The sequence below is a fragment of the Desulfurella sp. genome (assembly GCF_023256235.1).
Lineage (GTDB): Bacteria > Campylobacterota_A > Desulfurellia > Desulfurellales > Desulfurellaceae > Desulfurella.
The window spans coordinates 38,441-64,320 of sequence record NZ_JAGDWY010000001.1 but is presented as its reverse complement, the minus strand read 5'-3'; the positions used below and the strand labels follow the sequence as shown (position 1 = coordinate 64,320).

Below are 25,880 nucleotides of genomic sequence, written 5' to 3'. Positions count from 1 at the left end.
CTGCATAGTAATAGCTTCTAACTGTTCTTTTGTAAGCTTGGCCGCTTCAGAGGCAGAATTTATGAGTAGAACATTACCTTGTCTTTGCACTACAAGTCCCTGTTGTTTAGCAATTAAATCTAATGCCTCATCCCATGGTATATTCATCAACCTCATGGTAATTTTTCCTTTTACAGAATCACCTATCATTACATTTAAATTTGCAGCTGCCGCAATTACCCTCAAAACATCCTGCAAATCTGCATCTCTTACATCAAAAGAAATTTTTTTGCCTACAAATTCTTTTTGATGTTCTTTTGAAACAATATTAAGATTCTCAACATTTTGTTGTGGTGACAAAACAACAAATATCGATCTATCAAAACTTGCTATTTCATCAATTTTAGCATTGTTTGTAAGAACTTTTACAATGTAATCATTATTTTCGATACCTGTTATAATATTTTCTATAAGTTTGGAAGAATTATTAATAGTAGGTTTTGATGGCCCAACATCCTTAATAGTAATTAAAATATTGCCATTCTCGTGTTTTACTTCATAGACAGGTTTTTTAGATGTAGATATTTTAACTTGAGTTTTATCCCTTATTGTGGTTGATGTTATTGATTCTATTTCATTTTGTTTTGAATTAGCGCTGCTATTTGCAATTGCTTCAACTGGAGATTCTACAGGTTGTTTTGGTAATTCATTTGAAACGGTTTGGTGTTCAATTTTCTTTACATTTTGTGGTAAGCTATTTTCATTAAAAACCACCGTAATTGTATCATTATTTCTATCAATTTGATATTGGGCATTATCTTTTAGATGAAAAACTACCCTTAAACCAATATTTTTATCATTATGTAATGCAAGCTTAATTAAGCTCACAGCATTAGAATCATTTGCTAATATTAGCGAAGGAATAGCGGGGTTATAAGATTTTATGCCAAGAATATCTATAGCTAAAATTTTTGTATTGTCTTTTTCTAATGTAAACGTTTTGTAAAACATATAACCATTGCCTTTAATTATGCATTTATTGTTATCAAAACTTAATGAATTAACACTTGTAGCTTTTTGAAAAGCATAAGAATAATTTATGGTTATTAAAAAGAATAAGATACTTAAAAGATATTTTCTATTCATGGTTTCACCTCATTTGAAAGTGTTTTGTTGGATATATCCTGCACAGATTTATTTTGATTATTGGGTTGGAGTATTATATTGTTAGGATTTTTCAAAGAAAGCTCTTTAATGCCATTTGGTGTTTTTAAAATAACTTTGTTTGGCAATATTTTAATGACCTGGATCTGACCTATTTTTGTACCTTGTTTTACAACATATACCATACCATTGGCATCTTGAAGCAAAGCACCTTTTAGACTACCCCACATAACCATTTTAAGTGTAAACTCTGGTGTAATCGTTGCTGGAGTATTTGGCAAACTAGAATATGTTTTTTGCGATTTAACTAAAGGCATAAAAGGATCTCTTGAAACACTAAATGCAAATGTTGCTGAAACTATAGCGATTGTAAAGATAATTCCTAAAAATAAATTTTTCATTTTGATTCCTTGGTATTTTTATTTTGTTCGGAATTTTTTAATGAATATGTTTCTGCTTTAAAATCTACATTAAGAATATTTGGGTTACTGGATGGACTAATAGAAAAATCTACTATTTTAACCAATCTTGGCATGTTACTTAATGCTTCAAATGCCGTGCCGATCTGGTTATAAGAACCGCTTATGCTAATTTGTATTGGAACGGTTGAATATGTGGCATTCTGGCTTTGTGTGTTTACTGTTTGTGGTGAAAATCTGTTCATCGATACGCCAACTTTTTTAATCGTAGAATTTATATCAACAAGCAGTTTTGGGATCTCTTCTTTTTCGGGCAACATTTCTTTGTATTTTTGCAATTTTTTACTTATAATAGCATACTTTTTCATTTCTAAAGGAAGTTTTTTTTCAAAATCACTAAGCTGAGTAATTTCTGAATTAAGTTTTTGCGCTTTTGAATACAGGTTTTGAAAATAACTAAAATACCATATTAGTGCTAAACCAATTACTATAATTACACCTATAAGAATCTTTTGAGATTGTGGTATATCACTAAATTGACTTGAAAGTGAGCTTTTATTAATAAATTTGTTTTGGGCCATAATCACCTCAATTCACAAATAAGCGTAAATTGATAAATATTTTGTTTTTGATCATTTGTTTTTGTTACGCCTTGATTAAACCTTACATCTTTTATAATTTTTTGATTTAGTAAATTATTCATAAAAAGTGATATAGAATCTATATCCAGGCTTGACGCTGAAATATTCAAAGTATTGGCTTGCTTTTCAACTCTCGTTAACCATACATTACTGGGCAAAGCATCTGACAATGCATATAAAATTTCAATTGGTAAATTTTTCCCATCCTCAAGCTTAGATATTGTATTGATAAGCTGGTTAGCCTTTTGCTGATCATTTTCAATAACTTTAATTTTAATTGAGAGATTACTAAGATAATTTCTTTTTTCTTCCAAGTGCTTTATTTTTGATTTCTCAAAAGCACTAATACCAAACATAACTGCAATCTCAAACAAAACTACAACCAATAATATTAACCAAAAATTATCTTTCAAACCTTTTTGTTTTGGTTTTTCTCCAATGCTTGTAAGTAAATTAATCTCTATCATGTTTTCCTCAATGCCAAACCTAAGGCTACATCGAATAAATATTTATTATCCATATTAAAGTTTGGATCCTGTATTGTTAGTGTATCAAACGGATTCAGTTTTACAACACCCATATTAAACACTGTAGCAAGATAAGATGCAATTTCATCAATCGAACATGCGCCACCTGCTAAAACAAAATTGTCAATATGTCGGTCTGCTAAAAGAGAAAAATTAAAATTTAACACATTAGATAATTCATTTTGCAAATTTATTAAATTGCTTTCAATAATACTTATTAAATGAGGATCTTTATTTTTTGACAATAACATATTTAAACTTTCTGATTCTGAAATAGAAAGTTTGTTAGCAATATCTAGAACAATTGAATCCAAACTAAAATCAATATAACTAAAATAAATAGGCTCAGTTCCATCCAATAATGCCAATTTTGTTGATTTTGCACCAATGTTTAGTATAAATACAAGCCTATTTTTTTCTGGTGTGTTTTCTAAATAAGTATTTATTGTAGAAAATATATCAACATCAATACACTCAAGTTTTAATTTTGCTTTACTAAACACCTCTTTTAAAAACTCTATCTTTTCTTTTTTTGCTGCAACAATTAATACTTTATAATTCTTATTGTTTTGGTCAACATTTAAAATTTGATAATTTACATTTACTTTATCTAGCTTAAAAGGAATATATTGTTCTGCTTCCCACATTACAGCTTGTTCAATTTCTGATTCATCTACCATAGGTATTGTCAAATATCTTGCTATACATTCTGAAATATTCAATGCATAGGCAATTGGCTTATTTTTTAAATTATTACTTGTTGCAAGCAAAGAAAGAAAATCTTTCATAGCAACTGAATCTTCCATGTTTAAATCTTGCGGTGTACTAATAAGCTGAGCTTTTGTCAAAAATTTCACACCACTTTTTTCTTTTAGTTGAACTATCTTTGTAAATTTCGAGCCAATATCCAAACCTACGAGATTCTTACCAGCCATTTTCTTACCTTCTTACTAAAGTGTTGTTTAATTCTAACATTCTTCAATTGTTATTGTCAACAAAAAAAATAAACAAAATTTCATTGTATAGCTTTAGCAAATTCTGTTCTAGAACTAAAATTTGATTTTTACTCTTTAAATGTATATATTAAAAAATATGAAAGAGAAACGTTTTAATATTGATATTGTGTTAAAAAAAACAAAAAGATGGGATTTCAAAGAATTACTTATACAAAAAAATATAATTTATTTTGAGTGGTTTGTAGAATTAAATGAAGATGTGTCAATCATTTCAGTTGATGTCAATATTGATGAATTAGAAGAATTATACAACTTTATATTTGAAAAACTTTCCGAATCAAGAATAGTATTGCCAAATGGTACAAGATTTCAAGCAAAGCTACCATTTGACTTTATTAAAACAAAGCTAACTAAATAGGAGTTTGTATGGGATTTAGAATTATTGAACCTAAAGAAATAGAATTCAGAATAGATATACCAAACAATATAGATGAAGAAAAAGCTGACTACTTTGTTGAACAAGAACGTTTAAATCGTGCACTAAAACTGCTTGTTGATATGCAAAATCCATACTACAATCTATATATATCTGGAGATATGGGACAAATCAAAGAATATATAAAAGATAAAATTATTGAATTATCCAACAATAAAGAATTTAAGATATATGATTATGCTTATGTAAATAATTTTAAAAATCCAAAAATGCCAAAATTACTTGTTTTGCCAAAAGGCAAAGCAAATATTTTAGCAACAAGAATGAACGAATTTGTAGAGTATCTTGTATCAAATATACCAGCAATTTTTGAAAGTAAAGAGTATGAAAATAGAATTCAAGCTATTAATCTTGAATATAACGAAAAACAAAATCAAATATTTGAAGAATTAGAATCAAAGGCTTCAAAACTGGATTTTGTTATTAAACCAACTCCATCTGGTCTTGTAGTAAATCCTGTTCTTGAAGGTAAAATTATTACAGAAAAAGAATTTTCCATGCTTGATGTTAATATAAAAAAGGAAATTGAAGAAAAAAGAAAACAACTGGAAGTACATATAAATGAATTTATGTTTGCATCAAGAGAATTAGAAAAAGAGCGTATCCAAAAAATAAAAAAAATTAACGACGAAATGGGTTTATCAATCATAAGCACAAAACTTGATAAAATAAAATCTGAGTTTGAAGGAATAAAGTGCGTAGAGGATTATTTAAATGAAGTAGAACATTATACAATAAACAACATAGTAATTTTTCTGCCAAGCAAAAACGAGCCCTTTCCATTTTTAAGCATGCCTTCAAAATATATTGAATACAAAGTTAATGTAATTGTGGATAACTCAAATATTGATATTCCAATATATTATGAACAAAATCCAACATATTCAAATTTATTTGGAAAAATTGAAAAACAAGCGTACTTTGGTATGCTAGTTACAAATTTTACAAATATTGTTGGAGGCCAGATAGTAAAAAATAATGGTGGTTTTTTAATACTTGATGCATTGAGTGCACTTACAAATCCTTTTGTATGGGATAGTCTTAAAAAAACACTAAAATCAAGGCAATTAATAATAGAAGATCCTTTTGATAAATACGGTGCCAACGTAGCAGAAAGTCTAAAACCAGAACCTATAGATTTGAATATAAAAGTTATACTGATAGGTGATGAATTTTTATATGATTTATTGTATGAATACGATGAAGACATGAAAAATCTATTCAAACTTAAAACCAATTTTAATCATATGATAGATGCAAAAACTTCTACTATAAATCAATATTTAGCAAACATAATAAAATTATGTAAACAAAAAAACCTTAAAATACCAACAAAAGATGGCCTTTTAGCAGTTGCAAAATACGCATTTAGACTAGCCGAAAGCTCAAATAAAATCTGGTCTAGAATTGATGAGTGTATAGATATTATTGAAGAAGCAAACACACTAACTACTGATAACATAGAATATAAACACATACAACAAACCATTGAAAACAAAATATTTATAAAAGACCTATATAGAGAAAAAATTCAAGAAATGATCAAAGAAGGGACAATCTTGCTTGATTTGAAAGGTGAAAAAATAGGTCAGGTCAATGGCTTATCCGTTTTGCAAATTGGTGATTTTTCTTTTGGTAGACCAAATAGAATTGTAGCTAAAACCTATGTTGGAAAAGGCGGTGTAATAAATATAGAAACTGAAAGCAAATTATCTGGCAAAATATTTGATAAATCATCATTTATTATTGGTGGGTATCTTGGCTCTAAATATGCCTACGATAAACCACTTAGTTTACAGGCTACCATTAGTTTTGAACAATCCTACTCTTATATTGAAGGAGACAGTGCAACATTAGCCATGGTAATAGCTCTTTTGTCATCGATTGCAAAAATACCAGTTAAAAATAATTTAGCCGTTACAGGTTCGATGAGTCAAGATGGTTTGGTTCAGCCTATAGGTGGCGTAAATGAAAAAATTGAAGGCTTCTTTGATGTATTAAAAATTTCTGGTAATTTATCTGACGCAGGTGTTGTTATTCCTTATCAAAATAAAAAAGATTTAGTTTTAAGAGATGATGTATTAGAAGCAATGCAAAAAGGTGTTTTTAAAATATACACAGTTGAAACAATAGACGATTGTATAGAAATTTTTATGGGCAAACCTGCAGGAAAAATTATTAAAAATAGATACGAAAAAGGAACAGTTCACTATATAGTAGATATGGCTTTTCGAAAGACAATGAAGCAATTAAAAGACAACAATGATTAATTATCTTGATGCGGGCGAGTCGCATGGAAATTGTTTATGTGCTATTATAGATGGTCTCCCAGCAGGCTTAAGCATTGATGTAGAGTTTATTAATAATTTGCTTAGTTTAAGACAAAGTGGGTATGGCAGAGGAGGTAGGCAAAAAATTGAAAAAGATAAAATCGAGATCTTAAGCGGTGTGCGTTTTGGTCAGACAACAGGAAGTCCAATCACACTAAAAATAGCTAACAACGATTATAAAAACTGGCAAGATATAATGGCGCCTTTTGCTCCTTATACAAACCAAAAACAAGTCACAAAGCCAAGGCCCGGTCATGTTGATTTAGTAGGATATTTAAAGTATGACAGAAACGACATGAGAGACTGCTTAGAACGTTCAAGTGCAAGACAAACCGCCATTAGGGTAGCTGTTGGGGCAATTTGCGAGTTATGTTTAAAAGAAGTAGGTGTCAACTTTTACAATTTTGTAAGTGCCATTGGTAATGTAAAAGCTAACATTGACTATTCGAATGTAGATGAAATTAAAAACAACTTAGACAATGAATTGCTCTGTCCAGACAAAAATGCATTGGTTGAAATGAAAAAAATTATTGATTATGCATCACAAAATGGTGACAGCCTGGGAGGCGTTGCTGAAGTTATTGTGGAAGGTGTAGTTGCTGGAATCGGCTCTTATAAATGGGACAAAAAACTTGATGCAAGGATTGCTTTAGCTGTTATGAGTGTGCAGGCCATCAAAGCGGTTAGTATCGGTGAAGGAGTCGAAAACGCATTTAAATACTCAAGCCAAGTGCAAGATGAAATATATTATGATAGCCAAGCTCAAACCTACAGACGTTATACAAATCGCCTTGGTGGAATTGAAGGCGGTATATCAAATGGGGAAAATATTATTGTCAAAGGATATATGAAACCAATTCCAACCACGCGCAAAGGCTTAAAAAGCGTGGATGTAAAAACAAAAGAAGCTCAATTATCAGCTTATGAACGCTCAGATGTTTGTGCAACAAGTGCGGCAAGTGTGGTAATAAGATCAGCAATTGCTTTTGAAATATTAAATGCATATATGGAAAAATTTGGAGGCGATTGCATGAGCGAATTTAAAACCAATGTGAATAATTATAAAGAGTATTTAAAAACAAAATGAATTTAATTTTAATTGGTTTCATGGGAAGCGGGAAAACTACCGTTGGCAAAGTACTTTCAAGGGAACTAAATTGGAAATTTGCAGATACAGATGAAATTATTGAAAAAAAAATAAAAATGCCCATAAAAAAAATCTTTTCACTTTATGGAGAATATTTTTTTAGAAAACTAGAACGCAATATTCTATTAAATATTAATATAAAAGAACCATTTATCCTCTCAACAGGCGGCGGAATGCCCTGTTTTAAAGATAATATTGATATAATGAAAAAAAAAGGTATTGTTATTTATTTAAAAGCTCCAAAAAGCCGTTTGTTTAAAATTGATAAAAAAAACAGACCACTTTTTAAAAAAGCTAAAATACTTATAAATAAAAGGAAATACTGTTATCAAAAGGCTGATTACATAATAGAAAACTATAAAATTGATTCGTGTATTAAACAGTTAAAACAACTTGTGAGGTGAAATATGGCATTTGTGCATTTACATAACCACTCAGAATATAGCTTGCTTGATGGTGCAACAAAAATTAATGCAATGATAGAAAAAGCAAAAAGTGACAACCAAGAGTACGTTTCCCTAACAGATCATGGAAATATGTTTGGAGCGCTTGATTTTTATAAAACCTGCACAAAAAATAACGTAAAGCCTATAATCGGATTTGAAGCATACCTAGTACCAGATAGGTTTGATAAATCAAATAAAAGTAATTTTCATTTGACACTCCTAGCAAAAAACAATGAAGGCTACCAAAATTTGCTAAAATTATCTACATTTTCTTATACCGAAGGTTTCTACTATAAGCCCAGAATAGACAAAGAGCTTTTAAGACAATACTCAAATGGTATAATAGCAGGAAGCGCTTGTTTGCACGGTGAGATCAATTATTATCTTTTAAATAATGACTATGATTCGGCAAAAAAAGCTTGCCTTGAATATCAGGAGATTTTTGGTAAAGATAACTTTTTTATAGAGATTATGAGACACGATTTGCCAGAACAAGCTCAGATAGAGCCACTGCTACTTAGACTTGCTAATGAAATTAACGCTCCAATAGTTGCCACAAATGATTGTCACTATTTAAACAAAACAGATGCAAAAGCCCAGGATGCACTGCTTTGCATTCAGACAAACAGGCTCATAAGCGAAGAAGATAGGATGAAAATGAGAACGCAGGAATTCTACTTCAAAACACAAGAAGAAATGTATGAGAAATTTAAAGACTTAAAAGAAGCACCAGATAATAGCTACCTTATAGCAAAAAATTGCTCAATTGATCTTGAGCTTGGAAAATTAATATATCCAGTTTTTTCTGAAAGTATGCAAAAAGACAATGAGATGCTTGAAAAACTTACAAAAGAAGGTCTTGAAAAACGCATAAAAAATTTTGATCTTGAAAACCAAAAGGATATTTATTATGCACGTCTTGAGTATGAATTAAATGTAATCAAACAAATGCATTTTAGTGGTTACTTCTTAATCGTTTGGGATTTTATAAATTATGCTAAAAGTCACTCTATACCTGTTGGGCCCGGAAGAGGCTCAGCAGCTGGAAGCCTTGTTTCTTATAGTCTTGGGATAACTGATATAGATCCCCTAAAGTATGGTTTGCTATTTGAAAGATTTTTAAACCCAGAGCGAATATCTATGCCTGATGTTGATGTAGACTTTTGTGTTGTGCGAAGAGATGAAGTCATAAATTACGTTCAAAACAAATACGGTCAGTACAATGTGGCCCAGGTTGCAACATTTGGTACGATGCTTTCAAAAGCCGTAATTAGAGATGTAGCAAGAGTTATGGGCTTTAGTTATGCAAGCGCTGATAAAATTGCCAAACTTATACCAACAAATTCAACGCTTAATGAAGCTATAAATCAAGTCGATCAATTAAAAAAGATGATTCAAGAAGATAAGCAAATACAAGAATTGTTTGATTTATCAAAAACCCTTGAAGGCTTAAAGCGTCATGCATCAAAACATGCAGCAGGTGTGGTTATTTCTCAAGAACCAATATACAATAGATGCCCTCTGTATAAACCAGCCGGCGAAGATGTCATAATTGCACAGTTTTCCAAAGAACATTTAGAAGATGTTGGTCTGATAAAATTTGACTTTTTGGGTTTAAGAAATCTTACCGTTATAGATTTTGCGGTTAAACTGATAAAAAAATACGAAAACGAAAACTTTGATTTACTAAACATACCCACAAACGATAAAGAAGTTTTCAAACTGCTTAGTAGCGGTGCCACGCTTGGTGTGTTCCAGCTTGAAAGCTCTGGTATGCAAAAATTGATAAGCGAACTTAAACCCACCGTTTTTGAAGATTTAATAGCTTTGGTTGCTCTTTATAGACCAGGACCACTTGGCAGCGGTATGGTAAAGGATTTTATTGAAAGAAAACATGGTATCTCTAAAGTAGAATACCCCTTGCCACAATTAGAGCCTATTTTAAAGGAAACCTATGGCATAATATTATACCAAGAGCAAGTCATGCAAATTGCTAATGTTTTGGCAGGATATACTCTTGCAGAAGCTGATATCTTGCGCAAAAGCATGGGTAAAAAAGATAAAGAAAAAATGGCTCAACAAAGAAGCGTATTTGTAGAACGTTGCGTCAAAAATGGTATTGATGAAAAAAAAGCCGAAAGTATTTTTGATCTAATGGAGTATTTTGCCGGGTATGGGTTTAACAAATCACACTCTGCTGCTTACGCCTATATTGCCTATCAAACTGCTTATCTAAAAACACACTACCCTGCTTACTTTATGTGTGCTTTACTTACAAGTGAAGCAAACAATACAGACAAAGTTGCAATCTATATTGATGAATGCAATAGGCTAAATATACCGATTTTGCCACCAGATATAAATGAAAGCTATACTAATTTTACTGTTGTTTCTCAAAAAGATTCAAATAAAAAAGCTATAAGATTTGGCCTTTCAGCTATAAAAAACGTTGGAGACGCAGCCATCGAAAGCATAATTGAAGAAAGAAAAAAAGGTCCTTTTAAAGATTTATCCGATTTTTTAGATCGCGTAAATCAAAGAAAAGTAAACAAAAAAGTTGTAGAAAGTCTTATTAAAAGTGGCTGTTTCGATTTTGTCGATAAAAATAGAAACCAATTACTTCTACAGGCAGAAAACCCAAAAAAATCTTCGACTGACTTGTTTGGGATGGATAATACCGTTAGTTTACAACCACAAATTACAACAACACAAGAAGAAATCACAAAGTATGAAAAAGAGCTATTGGGTGTATTTATAAGTCACAATCCACTTAAAAAATATGAAAGTATAATTAAATTGCTTGATATAAACTACATTTCACAATTAGACACTTTAAATGATGAATCAGAAATCAAACTTATAGGTGTTGTTTCAAGTTTAAAAGAAATCCATACAAAAAATAAACAAACAATGGCTTTTGTTAATTTTTCAGATTTACATGGTAGCATTGAAATTGTAGTATTTCCAAACTTATATGATCAGCTTAAACAATTAAACAGTATTGAACCTATTTTGATTATTGGAAAACTTGAAAAAAATGAAGAAAAAACATCAATTACAGCCAAACAGATCATTCCCATGCAAGAAATACTAAAGCAGATTTCAAAAATTACCATCGTAATTGATTCAAATATGAATCACGCAGAATCTGTACTCAAAGATATTAAACAATTAACAAATGCTAAATCAGGCAATGCTCAATTGTTTATCTGTTTAAAAAAACCACAATCAAAACAAACTCTGTTTAAAACAAAATCAAGTTTAAAATGCGATTTTGAATTACTGGAATATCTTAAAAAATACGATATAGGTATAAAATTAGAGTTGGCTTCATGAAAGAAGAAGATTTAGTAAATGATAAATTCTTGCAGGACGCCCTATCTAGACTTGAAACAAATTATTTTCAAAAAAGAAAACATTTAGAAGAAATATTTGACTATGAGCATTACAAAAATCTAACACAAACAGTAAAGCAAAAAAATATAAAAAATCTTGAATCAAACACACAGGCTCTTATCGAAAATTTAAAGAAAAAAAACATAGATGTTGTTTATGCACAAAATACTACTGATGCTTGCAATGCTATATTAAATATACTAAAAAAAAATAATGTAAAATCTGTTGTAAAGTCAAAATCACTAACAACAGAAGAAATTCATCTTAATGAATTCTTAAAAACCAACAATATAGATGCTTACGAAACGGATCTTGGAGAATGGCTTGTTCAAATTGCAAACCAGCCAAGCACCCATATGACAGCTCCTGCAATACATATGTCAAAAGAAAAAATCCAAAACCTGCTTAATGAAAAGTTTGGTGAAAATTTATCGAGTGATTTAGATGAACTAGTTCAATTTTCTAAAAATAAAATTAGAGAATACTTTAATTATACTCATGCAGGTATTTTTGGATCAAATGTTGTAACCAAAGATGGCTTATTTTTTATTGTAAGCAATGAAGGAAATGTAGAACATGTTTTACTAAAAAACATTAATATATGTGTAATTGGAATAGACAAAATTGTAGAAAACATTGAAGAAGCATTAACTATTGTTGATTTTTTGCCAAAATCCGCAACTGCCCAGTTATCAACATCCTATGTAGATTGTTTTGAAAAACCTTTTGGCAAATTTCATGTAATACTGCTGGATAACGGCAGAAGCAAATTATCAAAAAATAATGAATTCTCACCAATTTTGCAATGTATTCGCTGCGGTGCATGTCAAAATGCATGTTGCGTATATACAACTGTAAGTGGTTTGGCTTTTAGAGGCGATGCGTACGCTGGTCCAATTGGTGTTTTACTATCATATTTGACTAAATATCCTGATATTGGAGAGTTTGCAAATTATTGCCTTGGTTGTATGGCTTGTGATTCTATTTGTTCAAGCAAAATTCCCATACAATCTCTAATACTGAAAATTAAATCAAAAAACCCAACAAATAGCCTGATTAAAGATAAAATATTGGATAGCCTGACAAATTATTCTCTTTTGCACTTATCTATTGGCATTATGTCAAAATTATTCAAAGACCAGATGAAATTTAATAATAAAACACTTGATGAGTATTTTGGATTTGATTTTAGAGCATTTCCAAAACCAAACAAAAAATCATTTGATCTAATAAAAACACAAAAATCAAACATTGGTTTATTCGCTGGATGCGCTGTGAACATTTTTTATGATAATTTAGGCAACGATTGTTTAAGTTTAGCAAAAAAACTCAATACCAATATTTCGGTAATCAAACAGAGTGCCTGTTGTGGAGCTGCTTGTTATTACAACGGAAAACAATCTCAAGCTGTAAATAGCGCAAAAAAAGTTTCAACCCAGATAGAACAATATGATGAAGTTATTTTTTTGGATCCTCACTGCCAACATATGATTGAAAGAGATTACTTTGAGCTTGCAGGCATAGACCTAAATGCTGCATTAGTTGATGCAGGCTCTTATTTTCTTAAAAAAATAGATAAAAATAAGTTAAAACCACTTAACAAAAAAATCACATACCATCATCCGTGCCATTTACTTAGGGGACTTAAAACTTCTTTGATATTGGAATCATTTATCAAAGAAATAGAGCCAAAATTTGTTAATTTAAATGAAAGTGATAAGTGTTGCGGTTTTGCTGGAAGTTATTCTATAATGCACAAAAGTATATCAAAAAAACTTGTTGAAAAAAAAGTAAACAATATTGTTGATACTGATGCAGAAATTGTAATTACAGCTTGCCCTGGATGTATCATGCAAATACAAGGATTTATACAAAATAAAGGTCTTAATATTAAAGTAATGCATTTTGTTTCTTATTTGAACGAAATTTTAGGAGGCTAAATATGAAAGAAAAAGGCTATGTACAAGTATACACAGGAAACGGCAAAGGTAAAACAACCGCAGCAATTGGTTTAACAATAAGATCTTTAGGAGCAGGATTAAAGGTTTTGTTTGTGCAATTTGTTAAAGGATTACCCTACAGCGAACACAAGGCGCTTTCAAGGTTTGAAAACCTCACAATAAAGCAATTTGGCAGACCGGAATTTATTCACTCAAAACCTTCAGACGAAGACATTAAAGCTGCAAAAGATGGGTACAATTATGTAATGGATATATTTACCAATAGCCCGAATCTTTTTGATGTTGTTGTATTGGACGAAGCAAATATTGCCGTGTTTTTTGGACTTTTTAGTGATGATGAGCTTATTGAGCTAATTAATAAAAAGCCCCAAAATACTGAGCTTGTAATAACTGGCAGATATGCAACGCAAAAAGTCATAGATAGAGCTGATTTGGTTACAGAAATGAAAGAAATAAAACACTACTATACGCAAGGCGTAATAGCAAGAGATGGCATAGAAAAATAATTAATCAAGTATAATTTTTTTTGTAGAAAAATTAAACGCTTTTGTAGTTATAAGTATTTTGTCACCAATAGATAGATTTGAAAACTGGTTTTTATTTGTAGGTATATAAACTATACTATTTCCTATTAGTACCTTTAGTATACCTAAAAGATCGCTAGCTTTTTTATCAATTACTGTTCCAAAAATATTTACATTATTTGTGTCTATATCAAAAATTGCTTGAGGTTTGCCCTGCTTTGTTATTTTGCCATTTTTTATAACAAAAATATAATCGCTTAGCTTTGCTACTTCTGAAATTTCATGGCTAACCATTATAGCAGTAATGTTAAATTTTTTTTGCAAAAACAATAACTCATCTTGCAATGTTGCCCTCAGTGACCAATCCAAAGCAGACATAGGCTCATCTAAAAGCAAAACTTTCGGTTTTCTAGCTAAAGCTCTAATTAGTGCAAGTCTTTGCTTTTGCCCACCAGACAATAAACTAATTTTTTCATTTTTATACTCTTTTAAATGCACCAGTTCAAGCAACTCATCAACATATCCAGAATCTTTTTTTGATTCAAGCGCAAACTCTACATTTTTTGCCACACTCATATTCTCAAACAAGGCATAATCCTGAAAAACAAAACCTATTTTCCGTAGCCTGACCGGCAAATCTATATTGTCTTTACTTGAATACCACACTTTACCATCAACATAGATATAGCCAGAATCTGGTTTATCAAGGCCTGCAATAAGCCTTAAAATAGTGGTTTTACCAGCACCCGATGGACCAAAAATTGATACAAAATCATTTCCTTGTATAGTTAAATCCACATTTAATTCAAATGTAAAAAGTTTCTTTTTTAACTTAACTTCTATCATTTGATACGAATTTTTTATTGATAAAAAATACAAACATCAAAAAACTCAAAGATACTAATGACAAAACAAGCGAGTAAAAGTTTGCCAATTTGTAGTTAAGTGCCATAGAAGCATCAAAAATAGCTATAGAAGCAACTTTTGTGACACCTGGAATATTGCCACCAATCATCAATACAACACCAAATTCGCCAATTGTGTGAACGAATGTCAAAACAATTGCGCTTAAAATAGACGGCTTCATGTTTGGCAATAAAACCTTAAAGAATGTTTCAAGTTTTGTTTTGCCCAGTGTATACGAGGCTTCTTTGAGAGATTTAGGTAAAGCTCTAAATCCTGATACCAGAGGATTTACCATAAATGGAAAACTGTAGAGAATGCTTCCAACAACAAGTCCAGAAAAACTAAATACAAGTTTTATACCAAAATATTCCAGTATTTTACCCAAAAACGAAGCAGGACTAAAAATTACAAGTATATAAAAACCTAAAACAATTGGCGGCAAAAACAAAGGTATATTTACCAAAGCTTCATATACAAAACGCAGCTTAGACTTTGTATATGCTAAAAAATATGCAGCGAAAATACCAATAAAAAATAACACCACTGTAGCAATAATTGCAAGTTTAAATGTCAGGTAAAGCGGCAGTAAAAAATCACTCACATAAAACCTCTATAGAAATAGCTTTTACCAAAAAATAAACTTCGTTGTTAACTTTTATATTAAGTTTTTTAAGCGATTTGTTTGTTATTAAACTATAAATAGGATGATCTTTGTATAAAAGCTCAATTCTTGCAAGTAAGTAGCCATTTTCTATGCTCTTTACAATAGCCTTGTGTATATTTGAAATGCTAATTTCTGAGATTGTCTTTTTTGCAATACTTACATCATTTTCACGAAACCTTAACTTTACAGTATTTAGTTTGTCGCATCCATTTTGTAACTGCAAAACAAAAAAAGTATCGCCTTTTACATTAACTTCAAAAAAGTACACACCATTTGAAAATTCCGTATTTTCTAATACACCTTCAATTTCATTAATTACCATTTCGGGTGTATTATATTGTATATATCGCTTGCAGTCAAGCCAATTAAACTAATTTGTTTTTTCATTTATTTGTTTTAGTTCCTCATAAATTCTAAAAACAACAATAATAAACTCAAAATAAACTCTAATAAGCAAAAATAACAAAACAAATACTATTGGAGCAGCTAAGATAAAATAAACTCCTCTTGTCATCATACCTATACTTACAAGCGCAATACCAAATAAGCTTAACCAGTAAAAAAATTGCAACAACTTTGGTGTAAGCATTTCCTTTAAAAACAAAACACTGTTTAGAAAATCATTTGTGTTTTTACTTTGAGGTTTATCAAATCTTGTACCACAATTTGGACAAAATTTTGAATCATCTGGTATTTGAGTACCACAATTTGGACAAAACATTTACTTGCCTCCTATATTTTCACTAATTTATTGTTAATGAGTTTTAATCTCAAAATTTTGTGAAGAGTAGGCTTGCAAGCCATACAATCGTTAGGTCCGTGCTCATAATAATCAACATATAAAATATTATCCTTTATATAAGCTTTTTTGTAATCTATCCTATCTCCTAAGTCTATATTATTTGAAATCTGTTTGTATTTACCGCCGACTTTTTCCATTACCCTAACATAAGAAAAACAACCGCTACCGCCACCACCTTCACCGCTTACAAGCACCGCAACTCTTTTATTGTTTAGATTACCAAAAACCACATCATATACACTTATGTAGCACCTTTGCAAATCTGATTTGAATTCTCCATTTTTCAAATGTACGGTCAAATCACAAGCACCGCTTTGTATCGTAGAATTTTTAACCAAACTAAGATCATCTCCAAAAGCCCTGCCTACAAAAATCAGACACAATGCTAAAAACACGATAAACCTTTTCACAATTCCACATCCTTAAAGTATTTTCACACATAAAAACGAATTTTTTAAATTTTTTTGACAATTTAGCATAAAATTTTTTGCTTGACAAATTGTTAGATTTATCTAATATTATTTTATGATTCTATCTTGGAGGTTTTATGAGAGAGTATATAATGCATTTATTGCACAAACAAAAAGGCATAACATTCAATGATTTATTGAAAAAAACAAATTTAAAGCCAGAAGCTTTGATTAAAATAATATTTGATTTATCAAAAAAAGATAAAGTATATTTTTTGAATTCAAAATCAATAAAAAATTGTTCAGTATGTTTTACAAAAAATATCTGCAAAAAAAGGAGGCAAAATGGTTTACTTAAGTGAAACGCAAGAAGATTACTTGCTTGATATCTTAGAGCACACAACAAAAAGTACAGTTGCCCGTATAAAAGATATAGCCCAAACAAGAAATGTAAGTTTACCTACAGTTGTTAGTGCAATAAAAACGCTTGCAGAAAAAAATATTATTAACCATGAAAAATACGGTTATATAACGCTTACAGATTACGGTATTGAACTTGCAAAAAATTTACTTGAGCGCAAAAAAAATATACTAAGATTTTTAACTTTTACGCTGGGAATTCCAGAAGATATAGCAATTATAGACGCTCACAAACTTGAACATGATTTATCCAAACAAACTTATGAACAATTTATAAAGTTAACAGATTTTTTAGCAGCAAATCCGCTTATTAAAGAACAATTTGATAAATTTGCAAAAAGGGAGGCATATATGAAGTTAAACGAGATTAATGTGGGCGAAACAGCTAAAATTGTCAAAATAGAAAACTCTCCAATAAAAAGCAAATTGCTTTCTATGGGTACAACGCCAGGTGTGCAGATTAAAGTAGAAAAAGTCGCACCTCTTGGAGATCCAATTGAGGTAACGCTTCTTGGATATCATTTAACACTAAGAAAAGACGAGGCGGAGAAAATAATTGTTGAGAGGTGAAATTATGTCACTAATTTTAGCAGATGAAAATGCTGAGTATGAAGTTGTAAGAATAGAAGGCGGTCATGGATCGTACACAAAATTTTTAGAAATGGGTTTAGTACCAGGTGCAAGGCTGAAGGTAATCTATAACGCAAAAGGACCTATAATTATTGCAATAAACGGTTCAAAGTATGCTTTAGGCAAAGGTCTGGCTTCAAAGATTATAATTAAGGAGGTTGCATGAAAAGCTTTACAGTTGCCTTAATCGGCAATCCAAATGTAGGAAAATCAGCCATATTTAACGAACTAACTGGCTCAAGCGCACATGTTGGCAACTGGCCTGGTGTTACAGTAGAAAAAAAAGAAGGTAAATTCACATACCTTGACGCACAAATTAATGTAGTAGATTTACCAGGTATTTACAGCTTAAGTGCAAATTCCATAGATGAACGCATAGCACGAGACTTTATAGTAAAAGAAAAACCAGATTTAGTTGTTTGCATTGTAGATTCTACAAATTTAGTAAGAAATTTGTATTTGTTTGTATCGCTGAAAGAACTTGGAGTCAAAACATTACTTGTGTTAAATATGATAGATCTAATAGAAGATAAATTGGAAATCGATACAACAAAACTATCTTCCAGTCTTAAAACACGCGTTGTTAAAACCTCAGCTACAAAAAAAATAGGTATTGGCGAACTAAAAGAAGCAATATTTGATGAACTTCACTATGAGCAAGAACCGCTTTTTGTTGACTACGGGTCAGATATTGAGCGCTCAATAGACAAGCTAAATAGCCTACTAAACGGCACCAATTTGGCATACAACAAGCGTTTTTTGTCCATAAAGCTATTAGAGCAAGACCCTTTGATAATTGAAGAGCTAAAAAAACTAAATAAAGACAGTATTATAGAAAATGCTTTGCTTGAAATAAACAGCCTTGAAAAAATATACCCTGATTTAGAAACAGAAATTATTGAAAAGAGGTATGGTCTAATAGAAGGCGTTGTAAAAAATTCAACAAAACATTTAGTAAGCATCGAAGATAGACTAACAACATCGGATAAAATAGACAAAATTGTAACGAACAGATATCTGGGTATACCGCTTTTTGCTATTGCAATGCTTATAGTTTTTGAAGCTACATTTAAAATAGGTGGTTTTTTTGCAGACTACATAGAGCAATTTTTTGGGTGGTCTGGCGATACACTATCCCAATACATCCATAACCCGCTTTTGCAATCATTTGTAAAAGATGGACTCATTGGAGGCGTTGGCACGGTAATTGTATTTTTACCCAATATACTGATTTTGTTTTTATTTTTATCGTTTTTGGAAGATGTTGGCTATATGGCAAGAGCAGCTTTTGTTATGGATAGACTGATGCATAGCATAGGACTTCCAGGTAGGGCTTTTATACCTTTGATACTGGGTTTTGGATGCAATGTACCAGCTATTATGGCAACGCGCACAATTGCTGATGAAAAAGATAGATTACTTACCATACTTATAAATCCTTTTATTTCCTGTACTGCACGCTTGCCTATATATGTTTTGTTTACTGGAATTTTTTTCAAAGAAAACCATCCCGGCCTTATTATTTTTTCACTTTATGCTTTAGGTATAATCGTGGCAATATTGAGTGCAAAATTATTCAGAAGCACAATACCACAACTTAAAGGTAAAGTATCGTTTTTGATAATGGAGCTTCCTATCTACAGAATGCCTACAATAAAAGCCGTCTTGTTGCATGCATGGGAACGATCAAGAGAATTTTTAAAAAAAGCTGGTACAATTATTCTACTTGGCGTTATTTTGGTGTGGTTGCTATCAAGTCTACCATTTGGCGTAAAATATGCAAGTGAGCAATCATTTGTAGGCGCTTTAGGTAAGTTTTTTGCACCTATTCTATCACCATCTGGGTTTGGGTTCTGGCAAGCAGCGGTAGCTTTAATTTTTGGACTTTTAGCCAAAGAAACCGTTGTTGGCACAATGGGAACACTCTTTGGTGGCGAAGATAAACTATCTATAGCGCTACCTCACCTATTTAGCCCGCTGAGTGCTTATGCTTTTATGGTAATGAGTTTGCTCTATATTCCCTGCATTGCAACAATTGGTGTAATTTACAAGGAAACAAATTCATTAAAGTGGACTGCTTTTAGCGTTTTTTACAGTTTATTCGTTGGATGGATTAGTGCAACTTTAATTTACCAGATAGGATCAATTTTATAGGAGGTTTTTATGTCTGAAGTAAAAGCTTTAAGCGAATTTTTGCAAAATGGTCACACTAAGTTTGAAGTGGTAAAGATTGAAGGAGGTAGAGAACTAAAAGACTATCTCAAAGATGAAGGTGTAGAAGAAGGTAAAATATTAGTTTTAGAACCAAGCGTAATTCATGAACATCACGGACCGCTAGCAGTAGAGTTTGGTTCTAAGGAGGTTATCTTAAGTCAGGGTATTGCAGAAAAGATAATTGTCGAAGCATATGGCGCTAAAAAAAATCTCCTGGAGCTTGAAGCAAACGACACAGGGATTATTAAAAGTTTTGAGTGCGGCAAAAAGGTAAAAGAAGGCTTAGACAAAATCGGCTTAAAAGAAAATATAAACATAAAGGTAAAAGGACACCTAACAGATGAAACATACAATATAGAGTGCAATGGACAATTGGTTGAGCTTTGCACAGGCGAGGCCTCAATGCTTTTGATAAAAACAGGCGAAAAAATCCTCCAACTACCACAACTCAAAACAGGCGACGAAGGCAAACTTGAATACATAATAAGCGGAATTGCACTGGAAGAAAGACTAAAAGATGCAGGCATACAGGTAGGCAAAACTATAAAGCTTGTCTCAAAAACATCCGTTTCTGGTCCAGCAAAACATACAGGTTGCAATTTTCACTTTTTAGTTGAAGGTAAAAGGGTTTCAATTGGTCATGGCATAACTCAAAAAATTAAAGTCAAACCTGTTGAATAGGAGGAATGAATGGACTGCAAAATATTTGGCTTAAAGGTTTTAAAAGGAAACCTGTTAGTGTATATAAAAAGTTGCAATGGTTGTGTATTAAAAGTTTTATCATTTATGCTATTTTTATTTTTGCCGGTAATGTCTTTTGCAGGTAGTGTTACCTCAAGCGATGATACAAAATTATCTCTTTATGGCTCAATAAAACAATATTTTGTTTGGGGAAATGGCAACTACGCAGAAGGTTATCCAGCCAATACTGCAATTAGAAAATCCGACCTAACAACATTTAACTCGTATGTGGGCTCTACGACGCTTGGTCTTGATATAGAATCTGATAAAATATCTGCAAATATTGAATCAGATTTTGAAGGAGACAAAAATACTCTTATCTTGCTAAAAGCATACTTTGCATACAAATTATCCGATAACCTAAAACTTTTAATTGGACAGGATGAACCGCTGGGTGAATTAAATACATTTTCAGATAACTACTATGCAATGCCTGGATTTGATAAAACAAGACCAGAAGGCGTAAGCCAAATAAGGCTTGAAGGCAGCTTTGACCTTGGATCAATAAGTCTAACACCAGCCATTGCAATTGAAAATGTTTACCCGTATATGTTTAGAGACGAAGAACAAGAAGAAAAAAATATCTCTATAAAAATGCCGGGAATTGGAGCAAAATTAGCTCTAGAATTCCCTTTTTTACAGCAAAAATCAAGAATTTACGGATTTTTTGAAACACAAAAAGTCTACTTTCAAAACAGCGAATCTCACTGGCCCTACATTTACGGGATAGGCGTGCAGCTTCCAATAAAGATGGTTACATTGCAATCGGAATTCCTATACGGCAAAGGTTCAACACACTATGTTGGCTTAATTGAAGCAATAAATAAGTTAGGTATGGAAACAGAAGTGCCACGTGGATATACAGACAATTTAAACGCCAGAAGACTTAGGGCATACAACATAGAAGCTAATATTGCCCTAAATGATGCATGGGGCATATATGGAGGCTTTGACAAGGTAAACTTCATGAATGAATTACACAACGCCAACATACAATCTGCAGATGGCAAGTTTATTGGCATCTCTTTCAATTTAACAAAATCAACCACGCTAAAACTTGAATACGATAACTTTAAAACACAATTCTACTGCCCAAAACACGATGAACTAAAAAACGCAACAGCAAATCAGGTATTCTTGAGCGCTCAATACAATTTCTAAACCAGTCATTAAGCATCAGCGAAGAATCTCCTAGCATTCTAAAGCGGTGGGGTTCTTCGCTGCACTTATAATTACAAAGCCTTTTTTTATACAATGCCTTGTTCAATCATTGCATCAGCTACTTTTTTAAAGCCTTCTATGTTTGCGCCAACTATATAATTATTTGGAAATCCATACTCTATAGCAGCTTGTGAACAACGCCTAAAAATGCCTTGCATTATTTTTTTTAGCTTATTTTCTGTGTACTCAAAATCCCATCTGGTTTTGCCAGCGTTTTGCTCCATCTCTAATGCAGATGTAGCAACACCACCTCCATTTGCAGCTTTACCTGGACCAAACAATACTTTTGCCTTTTCAAACACCCTGATAGCTGCAGGTGTGCATGGCATATTTGCACCTTCTGCTATAGCAATAACGCCGTTTTTTACAAGAGACTCTGCATCATTTTCATCAAGCTCGTTTTGTGTTGCACAAGGTAGCGCTATATCACAAGGGATTTCCCAGATATTTCCGTTTGGTTTATAAATTGCCTGTTTATGATAAGGTATATAGTCTTTTATGCGCCTTCTTTCAACTTCTTTTAATTGTTTGAGTAAATCTAAATCAATACCTTCTTTATCATATATATATCCATCGGAATCAGATACAGCTATAACTTTTCCGCCTAATTGGTGAATCTTTTCAACAGTATAGATTGCAACATTACCAGAACCAGAAACCACACAAGTTTTACCTTCAAATGTTTCATTAATTGTTTTTAGCATTTCATCAACAAAAAAAACAAGCCCGTAACCAGTTGCCTCAGTTCTAACTGAAGAACCACCGTACCTTAAACCTTTTCCCGTTATTACACCCGCTTCAAATTTATTTGTGATACGTTTGTACTGACCAAATAAATATCCAATTTCTCTTGAACCCACACCAATATCCCCTGCCGGAACATCTGTATTTTCTCCTAGGTGCCTGTAAAGTTCAGTCATGAAACTTTGACAAAAAAGCATTATTTCTTTGTCAGATTTTCCTTTTGGGTCAAAATCCGCTCCACCTTTTGCACCACCAATTGGTAAATCTGTAAGAGAATTTTTAAATATTTGCTCAAAACCTAAAAACTTAATCACACCAAAATTTACTGATGGATGAAATCTTAATCCACCTTTATAAGGACCAAGTGCGCTGTTAAACTCTATTCTAAAACCTCTATTTACATGTATTTCGCCTTTATCGTCAACCCACGGTACGCGAAACACAATTTGTCTTTCCGGCTCTACAATACGTTCCATTAATTTTTCTTCTAAATATATAGGATTTTTCTTCAAAAGAGGAATAATAGAAAAAAAACTTCTCTTACTGCCTGATGAAATTCAGGCTCAGCAGGATTTTTTCTTACAACCTCATTGTATATTTCTTGTACTCTTTGTTCAATATCAATTGTTGCCCAACTACTGCCCATACTACCTCCAATTAAAAATTTATTTCATAATAGTAACTTATTATATATATTTCGTCAAGTTTTAAATATGTTTTGCCCTTAAATACTGTTGTGGCCAATCAATATCTACATTAAGCACTTTAGCTGCATGCAAACACCAATATGGGTCAGAAAGTAACGCTCTGCCCATAACTACGATATCAGCTTGCTTACTTGAAAGTATATGCTCGGCCTGATAAGCATCTGCAATTAAACCTACAGCAGATACAAGAATATCTGCCTCATGCTTTATTTTGTAGCTAAAATAAGTCTGATAGCCAAAATCTGAATCTATTTGAGCGTATGGCACAAGACCGCCACTTGATACATCCATCAAATCTACGCCTAATAGTTTTAGTTGCTTTGAAAATTCAATAGAGCTTTCTAAATCCCATCCATCTTTTGCCCAATCTGTTGCAGATATTCTTACAAATAACGGGATTTCAACAACCTCCCTAACAGATTTTGCTATCTCTAGTGGAAAACGCATTCTATTTTCTAAACTCCCGCCATACTCATCTTCTCTTTGATTTGATAATGGTGACAAAAATTCATGCAATAAATAACCGTGCGCCATATGAAGTTCAATAAAATCAAACCCTGCTTCTTTTGCCATTTTGGCTGATTTAATAAAACTTTCTTTAACAAAATCGAGTTCCTGTTTGTTAATTTGTTTCGGCATAGAAGAATTTTCATCAAATGCAATTTGGCTTGGTGCTATTGTATCATATCCATTTTCTTGTTTTGTTAGAAGTTTTTCACCTAGCCATGGTTTATCTTTTGAACCTTTTCTTCCAGCATGTGCAAGCTGAATACCAATTTTAGTATCTGGGCTAAATTTTTTAATTATATTAATTAATTCTAAAAATGCATTTTTTTGCTCATTGTTATATAATCCCAGATCAAATGGAGTAATTCGACCTCTGGGTTCTACTGCCGTTGCTTCTATAACTATAGCACCCACACCGCCAATTGCCCTTGATAAATAATGTGTAATATGCCATTGATTAACAAGACCATTTTGAGCACTATATTGACACATTGGCGACATAAAAACGCGATTTTTAAAATTAACGTTTCTAATTGTAATAGGCGAAAATAATAAATTTTTCATAAAACCCCCTTTTTAAAGTTAGCTATAAACTATCTAAAATATATACAACATTCACCAAAAAACAACGCCAAAACTTTTTCTTGATAAAAATACAAATTTTAATACACTTTGTGTGTATGAAAAGAAAAGAAGTTTATTTAATAGTTTTGGTTGCACTGCTTGTAATAGCTTTTTTTTGGTCTTTGGGGTTAGGAGATGTTCATATAAGTGCAAAAAAAATTATCGAAATCTTTGAAAATCAAATGTTTAATACACACAATAAGGTAAGTTTTACAGATAAATATGTGCTCTTAAACTTAAGACTGCCAAGAATTCTAAGCGCAATGCTTGTGGGTGCAAGTTTATCACTTTGCGGTGTTATTTTTCAAGCAGTACTTTTAAATCCATTGGCTGATTCATATACATTGGGAGCAGCAAGTGGCGCCGCTTTTGGTGCTACGCTTGCTTTTATATTAAATTTATTTTATATAAGTGCATTTTCTGTTTCATTATTTGCATTTTTGGGGTCAGTTTTATCACTTGTTATTGTTCTTTACGTAGCAGGCTTTAAATCAAATCTATCAAGTATCAATTTAATTATTTCTGGTATAATAGTGGCTACGATTTTTTCGTCCGCTATAGCTTTACTTGATTACCTGGCATCAAAAGATGTTGCATACATTATGTTCTGGCTCATGGGTAGCTTTGATTCAAGTAAGTGGCAAAATATACGTATTTTGTTTCTTGTACTTACAATTGTATGGTTTTTTGCCTTTTTCTGGGCAGATGAGCTTGATATAATTTCTCTAAATGAACTCTCGGCTCAGAGTTTAGGCGTAAATGTTGTCAAAATAAGATTTATCGCTTTGATTTTAGCTACATTACTTACCGCTGTCTGCGTTAGCTCGTCTGGCATTATTGGCTTTATTGGATTAATCGTACCACATATTGTAAGATTTATAATAGGACCAAAAAACAGATTACTTTCAATTTATTCAGTTTTACTTGGTGCACTATTACTTTTAATAGCGGATACTTTTTCTAGAAGTTTTTCATTTCAAATACCTATTGGTGTTTTAACAGGTCTTATTGGTGGTCCATTTTTTTTGTACATTTACAAAATAAAGGTGAAAAAATTTGTATAAAATCAACAATATGGGATTTTCATATACTAAACCAATTTTAGAAAATATTAACTTAAATATACAAAAAGATAAATTTTACTCAATAGTGGGACCAAATGGGGTCGGTAAAACTACTTTATTGCTTTTGCTTGCTGGCTTGCTAAAACCAAAAAAAGGCAGTATTTTACTTGAAAATAAACCATTAGATTCTTATTCGAAAAAACAATTGGCAAAAAAAGTATCTTTAGTTTCTCAAGAAAG

General features: G+C 31.7%; 25 protein-coding genes and 2 pseudogenes. 15 read left to right on the top strand and 12 right to left on the bottom strand.

The window, feature by feature from the left end; translation table 11 throughout:
* From Q0C22_RS00345 to pilM, 5 genes and pseudogenes are all read right to left on the bottom strand, one after another.
* Window positions 1-1,125: pseudogene (locus Q0C22_RS00345) on the bottom strand (hypothetical protein); the annotation flags it as partial.
* Complete coding sequence (locus Q0C22_RS00340; protein WP_291490111.1) at window positions 1,122-1,544, bottom strand: hypothetical protein; 423 nt, start codon at window positions 1,542-1,544, stop codon at window positions 1,122-1,124. The pseudogene Q0C22_RS00345 and the gene Q0C22_RS00340, both read right to left, overlap by 4 nt.
* Window positions 1,541-2,143, bottom strand: a complete 603-nt coding sequence (locus Q0C22_RS00335; RefSeq protein WP_291490110.1) for a type 4a pilus biogenesis protein PilO — start codon at window positions 2,141-2,143, stop codon at window positions 1,541-1,543. The genes Q0C22_RS00340 and Q0C22_RS00335 overlap by 4 nt, the downstream gene beginning before the upstream one ends.
* Before the next feature lie 2 nt (window positions 2,144-2,145).
* The gene (locus Q0C22_RS00330) at window positions 2,146-2,670 is read right to left on the bottom strand and encodes a PilN domain-containing protein (protein WP_291490109.1); all 525 of its coding nucleotides are present in this window, start codon (window positions 2,668-2,670) and stop codon (window positions 2,146-2,148) included.
* Window positions 2,667-3,665 (bottom strand): type IV pilus biogenesis protein PilM, encoded by a 999-nt coding sequence (gene pilM, locus Q0C22_RS00325; protein WP_291490108.1) that lies wholly within the window; start codon window positions 3,663-3,665, stop codon window positions 2,667-2,669. The genes Q0C22_RS00330 and pilM overlap by 4 nt, the downstream gene beginning before the upstream one ends.
* Before the next feature lie 157 nt (window positions 3,666-3,822).
* Between pilM and Q0C22_RS00320 the strand changes: the two genes are divergently transcribed.
* From Q0C22_RS00320 to cobO, 7 genes are read left to right on the top strand one after another with little or no spacing between them, the layout of a single operon-like run.
* Entirely contained in the window at window positions 3,823-4,104 is a 282-nt protein-coding gene (locus Q0C22_RS00320; protein WP_291490107.1) for a hypothetical protein, read from the top strand.
* A gap of 8 nt (window positions 4,105-4,112) precedes the next feature.
* A complete protein-coding gene (locus Q0C22_RS00315; protein WP_291490106.1) occupies window positions 4,113-6,452 on the top strand; it encodes a Lon protease family protein in 2,340 nt (779 codons plus the stop codon).
* Window positions 6,445-7,599: a chorismate synthase gene (aroC, locus tag Q0C22_RS00310; RefSeq protein ID WP_291490105.1), complete on the top strand. Its 1,155-nt coding sequence runs from the start codon at window positions 6,445-6,447 to the stop codon at window positions 7,597-7,599. Before Q0C22_RS00315 ends, aroC begins: the two co-directional genes overlap by 8 nt.
* Window positions 7,596-8,063 (top strand): shikimate kinase, encoded by a 468-nt coding sequence (locus Q0C22_RS00305; protein WP_291490104.1) that lies wholly within the window; start codon window positions 7,596-7,598, stop codon window positions 8,061-8,063. Before aroC ends, Q0C22_RS00305 begins: the two co-directional genes overlap by 4 nt.
* Before the next feature lie 3 nt (window positions 8,064-8,066).
* Window positions 8,067-11,441 (top strand): DNA polymerase III subunit alpha, encoded by a 3,375-nt coding sequence (gene dnaE / locus Q0C22_RS00300; RefSeq protein ID WP_291490103.1) that lies wholly within the window; start codon window positions 8,067-8,069, stop codon window positions 11,439-11,441.
* Complete coding sequence (locus tag Q0C22_RS00295; protein ID WP_291490102.1) at window positions 11,438-13,441, top strand: LUD domain-containing protein; 2,004 nt, start codon at window positions 11,438-11,440, stop codon at window positions 13,439-13,441. Before dnaE ends, Q0C22_RS00295 begins: the two co-directional genes overlap by 4 nt.
* Window positions 13,442-13,443: 2 nt before the next feature.
* Window positions 13,444-13,968 carry a cob(I)yrinic acid a,c-diamide adenosyltransferase gene (cobO, locus tag Q0C22_RS00290; protein ID WP_291490101.1) on the top strand — a complete coding sequence of 175 codons (525 nt, stop codon included), beginning with the start codon at window positions 13,444-13,446 and terminating at the stop codon, window positions 13,966-13,968.
* Here cobO and Q0C22_RS00285 read toward each other — a convergent pair whose 3' ends face one another.
* Genes Q0C22_RS00285 through Q0C22_RS00265 form a run of 5 tightly spaced genes read right to left on the bottom strand, consistent with a single transcriptional unit; the run spans window position 13,969 to window position 16,768 of the window.
* Window positions 13,969-14,832 carry a sulfate/molybdate ABC transporter ATP-binding protein gene (locus Q0C22_RS00285; RefSeq protein WP_291490100.1) on the bottom strand — a complete coding sequence of 288 codons (864 nt, stop codon included), beginning with the start codon at window positions 14,830-14,832 and terminating at the stop codon, window positions 13,969-13,971.
* Complete coding sequence (gene modB, locus Q0C22_RS00280; RefSeq protein WP_291490099.1) at window positions 14,819-15,493, bottom strand: molybdate ABC transporter permease subunit; 675 nt, start codon at window positions 15,491-15,493, stop codon at window positions 14,819-14,821. The genes Q0C22_RS00285 and modB overlap by 14 nt, the downstream gene beginning before the upstream one ends.
* Window positions 15,486-15,878 carry a TOBE domain-containing protein gene (locus tag Q0C22_RS00275; protein WP_291490098.1) on the bottom strand — a complete coding sequence of 131 codons (393 nt, stop codon included), beginning with the start codon at window positions 15,876-15,878 and terminating at the stop codon, window positions 15,486-15,488. Before Q0C22_RS00275 ends, modB begins: the two co-directional genes overlap by 8 nt.
* Window positions 15,879-15,926: 48 nt before the next feature.
* A complete protein-coding gene (locus Q0C22_RS00270; protein WP_291490097.1) occupies window positions 15,927-16,277 on the bottom strand; it encodes a DUF2116 family Zn-ribbon domain-containing protein in 351 nt (116 codons plus the stop codon).
* A gap of 11 nt (window positions 16,278-16,288) precedes the next feature.
* Window positions 16,289-16,768: a hypothetical protein gene (locus Q0C22_RS00265; RefSeq protein WP_291490096.1), complete on the bottom strand. Its 480-nt coding sequence runs from the start codon at window positions 16,766-16,768 to the stop codon at window positions 16,289-16,291.
* Window positions 16,769-16,905: 137 nt separating this feature from the next.
* Here Q0C22_RS00265 and Q0C22_RS00260 point away from each other — a divergent pair, with 137 nt between their 5' ends.
* The 6 genes from Q0C22_RS00260 to Q0C22_RS00235 are packed head-to-tail and all read left to right on the top strand — an operon-like array spanning window position 16,906 to window position 21,934.
* Window positions 16,906-17,130, top strand: a complete 225-nt coding sequence (locus Q0C22_RS00260) for a hypothetical protein (RefSeq protein ID WP_291490095.1) — start codon at window positions 16,906-16,908, stop codon at window positions 17,128-17,130.
* Window positions 17,114-17,758 (top strand): DtxR family transcriptional regulator, encoded by a 645-nt coding sequence (locus tag Q0C22_RS00255; protein WP_291490094.1) that lies wholly within the window; start codon window positions 17,114-17,116, stop codon window positions 17,756-17,758. Before Q0C22_RS00260 ends, Q0C22_RS00255 begins: the two co-directional genes overlap by 17 nt.
* Window positions 17,759-17,762: 4 nt before the next feature.
* The gene (locus Q0C22_RS00250) at window positions 17,763-17,984 is read left to right on the top strand and encodes a FeoA domain-containing protein (protein ID WP_291490093.1); all 222 of its coding nucleotides are present in this window, start codon (window positions 17,763-17,765) and stop codon (window positions 17,982-17,984) included.
* Window positions 17,981-19,972, top strand: coding sequence for a ferrous iron transport protein B (gene feoB / locus Q0C22_RS00245; RefSeq protein ID WP_291490092.1), 1,992 nt, complete (start codon window positions 17,981-17,983; stop codon window positions 19,970-19,972). The genes Q0C22_RS00250 and feoB overlap by 4 nt, the downstream gene beginning before the upstream one ends.
* A 9-nt stretch (window positions 19,973-19,981) precedes the next feature.
* Window positions 19,982-20,713, top strand: a complete 732-nt coding sequence (locus Q0C22_RS00240; RefSeq protein WP_291490091.1) for a FeoA family protein — start codon at window positions 19,982-19,984, stop codon at window positions 20,711-20,713.
* Between the two features lie 9 nt (window positions 20,714-20,722).
* Window positions 20,723-21,934: a hypothetical protein gene (locus Q0C22_RS00235; RefSeq protein ID WP_291490090.1), complete on the top strand. Its 1,212-nt coding sequence runs from the start codon at window positions 20,723-20,725 to the stop codon at window positions 21,932-21,934.
* A gap of 86 nt (window positions 21,935-22,020) precedes the next feature.
* Here the strand turns inward: Q0C22_RS00235 and gdhA are convergent.
* Window positions 22,021-23,384 (bottom strand): annotated as a pseudogene (gdhA, locus tag Q0C22_RS00230) (NADP-specific glutamate dehydrogenase).
* A 61-nt stretch (window positions 23,385-23,445) separates the two neighbouring features.
* A complete protein-coding gene (locus Q0C22_RS00220) occupies window positions 23,446-24,516 on the bottom strand; it encodes an NADH:flavin oxidoreductase/NADH oxidase (protein ID WP_291490087.1) in 1,071 nt (356 codons plus the stop codon).
* A gap of 116 nt (window positions 24,517-24,632) precedes the next feature.
* Between Q0C22_RS00220 and Q0C22_RS00215 the strand changes: the two genes are divergently transcribed.
* Both Q0C22_RS00215 and Q0C22_RS00210 read left to right on the top strand, forming a co-directional pair.
* Window positions 24,633-25,640 carry an iron ABC transporter permease gene (locus Q0C22_RS00215; RefSeq protein WP_291490086.1) on the top strand — a complete coding sequence of 336 codons (1,008 nt, stop codon included), beginning with the start codon at window positions 24,633-24,635 and terminating at the stop codon, window positions 25,638-25,640.
* On the top strand, window positions 25,633-25,880 hold a 248-nt coding region (locus Q0C22_RS00210; RefSeq protein WP_291490085.1), incomplete at its 3' end, for an ATP-binding cassette domain-containing protein. The genes Q0C22_RS00215 and Q0C22_RS00210, both read left to right, overlap by 8 nt.